At 41.4% G+C, this 7795-nt stretch carries 6 protein-coding genes; all 6 read right to left on the bottom strand.

Going from position 1 to position 7795, the window contains the following annotated elements; genetic code table 11:
* Positions 1-201: 201 nt before the first annotated feature.
* A complete protein-coding gene (sufB, locus tag ACFQ38_RS11965; protein WP_336824258.1) occupies positions 202-1599 on the bottom strand; it encodes a Fe-S cluster assembly protein SufB in 1398 nt (465 codons plus the stop codon).
* Between the two features lie 44 nt (positions 1600-1643).
* The gene (sufU, locus tag ACFQ38_RS11960; RefSeq protein WP_336824259.1) at positions 1644-2084 is read right to left on the bottom strand and encodes a Fe-S cluster assembly sulfur transfer protein SufU; all 441 of its coding nucleotides are present in this window, start codon (positions 2082-2084) and stop codon (positions 1644-1646) included.
* Positions 2084-3301: a cysteine desulfurase gene (locus tag ACFQ38_RS11955; RefSeq protein ID WP_336824260.1), complete on the bottom strand. Its 1218-nt coding sequence runs from the start codon at positions 3299-3301 to the stop codon at positions 2084-2086. The genes sufU and ACFQ38_RS11955 overlap by 1 nt, the downstream gene beginning before the upstream one ends.
* Positions 3301-4605, bottom strand: coding sequence for a Fe-S cluster assembly protein SufD (sufD, locus tag ACFQ38_RS11950; protein WP_381481092.1), 1305 nt, complete (start codon positions 4603-4605; stop codon positions 3301-3303). The genes ACFQ38_RS11955 and sufD overlap by 1 nt, the downstream gene beginning before the upstream one ends.
* A gap of 18 nt (positions 4606-4623) precedes the next feature.
* Positions 4624-5403, bottom strand: a complete 780-nt coding sequence (gene sufC / locus ACFQ38_RS11945; RefSeq protein ID WP_336824262.1) for a Fe-S cluster assembly ATPase SufC — start codon at positions 5401-5403, stop codon at positions 4624-4626.
* A gap of 618 nt (positions 5404-6021) precedes the next feature.
* Positions 6022-7239: a dicarboxylate/amino acid:cation symporter gene (locus ACFQ38_RS11940; RefSeq protein ID WP_336824263.1), complete on the bottom strand. Its 1218-nt coding sequence runs from the start codon at positions 7237-7239 to the stop codon at positions 6022-6024.
* Between the last annotated feature and the right edge of the window lie 556 nt (positions 7240-7795).

The following is a 7795-nucleotide window of genomic DNA, read 5'->3' as shown; positions in this document are numbered from 1 at the left end:
TTCGTTTACTTGTTTTCCGACAATTCAAGTATAAAAGAAATGGTGATTACGTGCTTTTTTTTGTTGAATTTGTGTGAATACCCCAACAAATATTATAGAACCAAAATAAAACGGGGACACCATTTCATATGCGAATGGTGTCCCCAAATGTCGTATTATTTACTGTTTTCTCTGTATCAAGCAATTGTGAGGGTTTCTTTATTAACCGATTGAACCTTCCATTTCGAACTTGATCAAACGGTTCATTTCAACTGCATATTCCATTGGCAATTCTTTCGTGAATGGCTCGATGAAGCCCATGACGATCATTTCTGTCGCCTCAAGCTCAGGAATACCGCGGCTCATCAAATAGAAGAGCTGTTCTTCGGAAACTTTGGAAACTTTCGCTTCGTGTTCCAGAGAAATGTTATCGTTCAAAATTTCGTTGTAAGGGATTGTATCGGATGTAGATTGATTATCCATAATTAACGTATCGCACTCGATATTCGCACGTGCACCTTCAGCACGGCGTCCGAAGTGAACGATACCACGGTATGTTACTTTACCGCCGTGTTGAGAGATGGATTTTGAAACGATTGTCGATGATGTATTTGGCGCCAAGTGCATCATTTTAGCTCCTGCATCTTGGTGTTGGCCTTTACCAGCCAAAGCGATAGACAATGTCATTCCGCGAGCACCTTCACCTTTAAGGATACATGCTGGGTATTTCATCGTCAGCTTCGAACCGATATTACCGTCGATCCATTCCATTGTCGCATTCTCTTCACAAACTGCACGTTTTGTTACAAGGTTGTAAACGTTGTTCGCCCAGTTTTGAATCGTTGTATAGCGGCAATAAGCATCTTTTTTAATAATGATTTCAACGACAGCACTGTGAAGTGAGTTTGTCGTATAAACAGGAGCTGTACATCCTTCTACATAGTGAACACTTGCGCCTTCGTCAACAACGATAAGTGTACGTTCGAATTGCCCCATGTTTTCCGAGTTGATTCGGAAATAGGCTTGTAGCGGTGTATCTACTTTAACACCAGGTGGTACGTAGATGAAAGATCCGCCTGACCAAACTGCAGAGTTCAATGCAGCGAATTTATTGTCCGTGTTCGGGATGACTGTGCCCCAATATTTCTTGAAGAGCTCTTCATTTTCACGAAGCGCGGAATCTGTATCTTTGAAGACGATTCCCATTTCTTCAAGGTCTTCCTTCATATTGTGGTAGACAACTTCCGATTCATACTGTGCAGAAACACCTGCCAAGTATTTTTGTTCAGCTTCTGGGATACCTAATTTATCGAATGTGCGTTTAATTTCTTCTGGCACTTCATCCCATGAACGTTCTGTTGCTTCAGAAGGCTTTACATAGTACGTAATTTCGTCGAAGTTAAGCGAGTTTAAGTCTCCGCCCCATTGTGGCATTGGTTTGCTGTAGAATACTTCAAGAGATTTCAAACGGTAATTCAACATCCACTCAGGTTCTTCTTTCATTTTGGAGATTTCTTCAACAATCTCACGAGTCAAGCCTCGTTCTGAACGGAAAACAGATACGTCTTTGTCATGGAAACCATATTTATAATCGCCAATTTCAGGCATTTTCTTTGCCATCTTTTATTCCTCCGTTCTGTTTTTTCAAATTGACTTTCGGTGCATCATTCGTCCGAGTCGTTGCCAATTCCTTTTTCCATTGCTTTCCAAGCCAATGTAGCGCATTTAATACGCGCGGGGAATTTTGCCACTCCCGAAAGAGCTTCAATATCACCTAAATCAACTGAATCGTCCACTTCTTTTCCTAACATCATGTCGGAAAAGACGTGTGCATAGTTTAGTGCTTCATCGACCTTTTTCTTTTTCACAAGTTGCGTCATCATAGAAGCGGAGGCCATTGAAATCGAACAGCCTTCCCCTTCGAATTTCGCGTCTTGCACAACACCGTCTTCCACTTGCAATGTAAGATGGATTACATCTCCGCAAGTTGGATTGTTCATGTCGATTGTAATGTTATTATCTTCTAAAACACCCTTGTTTTTAGGATTCTTATAGTGATCCATAATGACAGAGCGATATAGCTGGTCTAAATTGTTAGTAGGCATTATTCGAAATACTCCTTTGCAATGCGGAGTCCTTCTACGAGACGGTTGACATCCTCTTCCGTGTTGTAGAGGTAGAAACTTGCACGGGCTGTCGCCGAGCATTCAAGCCATTTCATAAGAGGCTGTGCACAATGGTGACCTGCACGCACTGCAATGCCATTCATATCAAGGACTGTAGCAACATCATGCGGATGCACATTGCCTAAATTGAATGTGACAATCCCAGCACGCTCTTTTGCATCAGGTCCATAGATTGTTAGGCCCTCAATCGTTGACATTCTTTCCATTGCATAAGCAGCCAACTCATGCTCATGTTTTTCAATCTCTTCCAGTCCGATTTCTTCCAAATAATCGATGGCAGCGCCTAAACCGATAGCGCCTGCGATAATTGGTGTTCCACCTTCAAACTTCCAAGGAAGCTCTTTCCAAGTTGACTCGTAAAGGCCGACAAAATCGATCATTTCACCACCGAATTCAACTGGCTCCATGTTGTTCAATAAATCTTTTTTACCGTATAATACACCGATTCCTGTCGGTCCGCACATTTTATGACCTGAAAAAGCCAAGAAATCACAATCCAATTTCTGGACATCTAATTTCAAATGCGGAGCAGCTTGGGCACCATCAACAACCATAACAGCTCCATGAGCATGGGCAATTTCCGTAATTTCCTTAATCGGATTCATTGTACCCATTACATTTGAAACATACATGATCGAAACGATTTTCGTACGGTCCGTAATAGTGGCACGAACTTTTTCAAGTGATAGCGTGCCATCTTCTTCAAGATCGATATATTTCAGCACAGCGCCTTTTTCCTTCGCCAATTGCTGCCAAGGAATAATATTCGAATGATGCTCCATATGCGTGATGACAATTTCATCGCCTTCTCCGACATTTGCACGGCCATAGCTTTGTGCTACCGTATTGAGTCCAGTCGTCGTGCCACGCATAAAAATGATTTCCTGCGTTGACTTTGCATTAATGAATTTGCGCACTTTTTCGCGCGCTCCTTCATAATGATCCGTTGCACGATTTCCTAACGTATGCACGCCGCGATGCACGTTTGCATTATCGAATGTATAGTAGTCATTGATCGCTTCAATGACTTGCCGCGGCTTTTGGGAAGTCGCGGCACTGTCTAAATAAACGAGCGGATGCCCGTTAACATCCTGGTCAAGTATCGGGAAATGTTTGCGGATCTCTTTGCTGAGCATTAGCGCACTTTCCTTTCGATAACCTCCGTCAATTGTTTCTTGACACCTTCGATTGGAAGCTTGCTAACAACTGGTGCAAGGAAACCGTGAATGACGAGGCGTTCTGCTTCTTGTTGTGAAATACCGCGGCTCATCAAATAGTACAATTGCAGCGGATCAACACGTCCAACGGAAGCTGCGTGGCCTGCTGTTACATCATCTTCATCGATCAATAAAATCGGGTTCGCATCACCACGCGCTTTTTCACTAAGCATAAGTACGCGTGATTCTTGCTCCGCGTTTGCACGAGTTGCGCCTTTTGCAATGCGGCCGATGCCGTTGAAGATCGAGGACGCACTTTCTTTCATGACACCATGCTTGAGGATGAAGCCGTCTGTATCCATTCCCCAATGCACAATTTCAGATGTAAAGTTCTGCTTTTGGCTTCCGCGTCCGACAACCACTGTTTTCATGTCGCTTGAAGAGCCATTGCCGACCAAATGCGTAATGTTTTCGGAAATCGTATCGCTGTCATTCATTAAACCAAGAGCCCACTCGATGCGGCTGTTTGGTCCTGTAACGCCTCTGCGGTTTACATAAGTAGTAAATCCTTTTGAAAGTACGTCAACTGCACCGTAAACAACTTTCGCATTATCTTCAGTGAACACTTCTGCAATGATATTCGCTTGCCCTTTAGCTTCTTCCACTGTGGACAAGTAGTTTTCAACGTAAGTTACAGAGCTGTTCGCATCTGCTACAACGATTACATGATTGAAGAGTGATGCCTCAACATCATCATGCAAGAACAGCACTTGAATCGGTTCCTCTACAACTACGTCTTTCGGCACATACATGAATACTCCACCGTTCATAAGTGCGCCATGCAATGCCGTAAGTCGATGCTCATCTACTTTAACGCCATCCTTCATGAAGTATTTCTTCATTAGGTCGCTATGTTTGCGTGAAGCAGTGAAAATATCTGTTAAAATAACACCTTTTGCCTTCAATTCATCAGACAATGAAAGAAACGCCGGCGTATTGTTATGTTGAACGTAAATGTTCTTTTGGTCGTCTCCAACCAATTCTTTCGCAGCTGCAGGCAGATCTGCAAGAGAAGTATATACCGAACTTTCTACTGCGTGTGCAGGAAAATCAGTGAAATTCCATTTATCGATTTTCGTTTTATCTGGTGTTGGCATCGGAAGCTGTTCCACTTTTGAAAGCGCATCTGTACGGAAATCGGCCATCCAATCGGCTTCATTCATTTTTGCGGAAAAAGAGCGGACGTCCTGTTCGGTCAATGCCATTTTCATTTCAACCGTCATTATGACTTGTCCCCTTTCTTAAGCTTCTTGTCCAACTGTTTCGTCTTCGATCCCTAGTTCTTCTTTAATCCAGTCATAACCGTTTTCTTCAAGTTTCTTCGCAAGTTCAGCACCGCCTGATTTAACGACTCTTCCTTGCATCATCACGTGTACGTGATCCGGAGTGATATAGTTCAATAGACGTTGATAGTGCGTGATGATCAAGCATCCAAAACCTTCTCCACGCATTTCATTGATCCCTTTCGAAACGATTTTCAATGCGTCGATGTCAAGACCGGAGTCAATTTCATCAAGAACTGCAAATTTTGGTTTTAGCATCATTAATTGAAGAATCTCGTTGCGTTTCTTTTCACCGCCAGAGAATCCTTCATTCAAATAGCGTGTTGCCATATCTTGATCCATTTCAAGGACTTCCATCTTGCTGTCCAATTCACGGATAAATTTCATTAAGGAAATTTCATCGCCTTCTTCGCGACGGGCATTAATTGCGGAACGCATGAAATCAGCATTTGTAACGCCTGTAATTTCACTTGGATATTGCATCGCTAAGAATAGGCCAGCTTTTGCACGCTCGTCTACTTCCATTTCAAGTACATCTTCGCCGTCCAATGTAACAGACCCGGAAGTGACTTCGTATTTAGGGTGGCCCATAATTGCAGAAGCAAGTGTCGACTTACCAGTACCATTTGGCCCCATGATTGCGTGAATTTCACCTGTATTTATCGTTAAGTTGACACCTTTCAATATTTCCTTACCTTCAATCTCAACGTGAAGGTCTTTAATTTCCAAAGTTGCCATTCCACTACCTCCATTTTATTAAAGATGAACGGTTATTCCATTCTCTATTTAGTATCATTCTAATCTTATCGTATTAAACGCCGCCTTGCAAATCATTTAGAATGATTCTATTTTAATTGGACAATACTTTATCCAACTTGATTTTAATTGCTGCATTCATTTCTAAACGCATTTTCAATTAAATTGAAGCGATTGAGAATGAATGTTAGCGACCTTTGCTTTATGACGGTGCGAAACTCCATTAAGTATACTGCAAAACAATCTGCGACATTTACACTATAGACTTCGTTTCTAAAAAAATTTCAACACGCCACGCAGCTACAACAGAAGAAATCATCCTATGTTTTTTAGAATAAAATAGCGGCAGACAACCCAACAATCGGATCGTCCACCGCAATCGAAAATCAAAGGGTTAGATTGGCTATAATTTCTGCGCCTTTAGCAGAAATTATGGCACCCTTCGATGAACGGAGAGGCCCCCCATAGAATTAATAAAAACCACTCAATCTACCATGAACTTTACACTAACCTATTACAGCGCATCGGCTTTTTTTCAACAACCGCAATGCAATAAAAATGATCCAAGTTCACATATGTTCTCTATAATTTATATTCAAATTATACCGATTGCTCTTTAGCTACATTTTCAACTTTTTCTGCTTCAGATGTAAACCGGTCAACAATAAGCGTTAATGCGCCATCTCCCGTTACGTTTGTCGCTGTGCCAAAGCTGTCTTGCGCCATATAAAGCGCAATCATGAGTGCGACCATTGATTCGCTGAAACCTAACATGGAACTAAGCAGGCCAACCGCAGCCATGACTGCGCCACCAGGTACTCCAGGTGCAGCAATCATCGTTACGCCTAACATGAAGATGAACGGCAAGTAGGATGAAAATTCAACAGTCATGCCATTCATTAGCATGACGCCAATTGAACAGGACACCAATGTAATCGTACTGCCCGATAAATGGATTGTTGCAAATAAAGGAACTGTAAAATCCGTAACTCGATTAGATGCCCCTGCTTCCTTCGTCTGTTTTAAAGTGACAGGGATTGTAGCAGCAGAAGATTGAGTACCGATAGCCGTCAAATAGGCTGGAATCATTTTTTTCATTAAAACGAATGGATTTCGTCCAGATAGTGAACCTGCAACTGTATATTGCAGCGCCAACATGATGAAATGCAACGCAATGATCATGACGAACACCATCGCAAACACAGAAAGAACTCTTGCCACTTCTCCACTGTAGGTCATATTTAAGAAAATCCCAAAAATATGAAACGGTAATAAAGGAATAATAATAAATGCAATGACTTTTTCTATTAATACATTCAATTCTTCAAAAAAACCTAACATACTTTTGCTTCCGATCGAAGCCATACCAATCCCTAATAAAAATGCTAATAGCAATGCCGACATAACCCCCATAATCGGCGTCATCTCAATTTCAAAAAACGCTTCGGCAGGTGCTTTGCCAGCATTTTCGACAGATGCAGCACCAATATTTCCAATTAGGTTAGGCAATAGTGATGAAGCAGTAAAATACGCTAAAATTCCCGCAATAATAGTAGAAGCATAGGCAAATACTGTTGCTAAGCCTAAAAGCTTCCCTGACCCTTTACCTAATTTGGCAATCCCCGGAGCGATGAATGCAATAATAATTAGTGGCACAACAAAATTTAAAAAGCCGCCAAAAATCATATTAAAAGTAGTTGCAAGCCTAACAAACCAATCTGCAAAACCTTCATGTATTTTTGGAAACAACATACCTAAACCGACTGCAAGCCCTATTGCTATAAGGATACGCCATATAAGACCAATCTTTATTTTCAAGTCATGTCCTCCTCACATAAACATTTGTATTTTCAAAGACCTCCTAACTATAACATACATACCAACAGAGAGGAACGCTACCCTTATTTTCCAAATAATCTATTTGATTTCCAATATTTAAAATGATTTCATCTATTAGTTGTTACTTGTATGAAAGCGAAAATAGTATTGGAAATGATGATGGAATGCTGCAACCTATCAATCGAACGTAGTAACTGATTGATGTGCCAACGCGAACGCTCGGTACGACAACACAACCGCTCGGTATGCCTTCGCAATTGCTGATGTTACACTCATAGCGTTCGATATTGCTACAGCATAGTTCAAATCTTTGCACCTGAAAAATTACTGCCCTGCAGCAAACGTATTAAGCTTTTAATTTCCACTCTCACGCCCAAATGTTTGCAGAAACAGTTTCGCTACAAATAAAAAAACCATCAGCTGCTTATTCGGAACTGACCTAAGAAAATGAGACAAATAAAAACACCTTTCGTTGAAAATAGGGTATTGAACCTTATGAAATCAATTCGGAGGTGTTTTTTTAATGGCGACTAGA

This window comes from Sporosarcina contaminans, assembly GCF_042679045.1.
Taxonomy (GTDB): domain Bacteria; phylum Bacillota; class Bacilli; order Bacillales_A; family Planococcaceae; genus Sporosarcina; species Sporosarcina contaminans.
This window is presented reverse-complemented; position numbering and strand designations above follow the sequence as displayed.

Coding starts and splice junctions, on each gene's coding strand:
- sufB (WP_336824258.1), bottom strand. CDS start 1,599: ATGGCAAAGAAAATGCCTGAAATTGGCGATTATAAATATGGTTTCCAT.
- sufC (WP_336824262.1), bottom strand. CDS start 5,403: ATGGCAACTTTGGAAATTAAAGACCTTCACGTTGAGATTGAAGGTAAG.
- ACFQ38_RS11955 (WP_336824260.1), bottom strand. CDS start 3,301: ATGCTCAGCAAAGAGATCCGCAAACATTTCCCGATACTTGACCAGGAT.
- sufU (WP_336824259.1), bottom strand. CDS start 2,084: ATGCCTACTAACAATTTAGACCAGCTATATCGCTCTGTCATTATGGAT.
- sufD (WP_381481092.1), bottom strand. CDS start 4,605: ATGACGGTTGAAATGAAAATGGCATTGACCGAACAGGACGTCCGCTCT.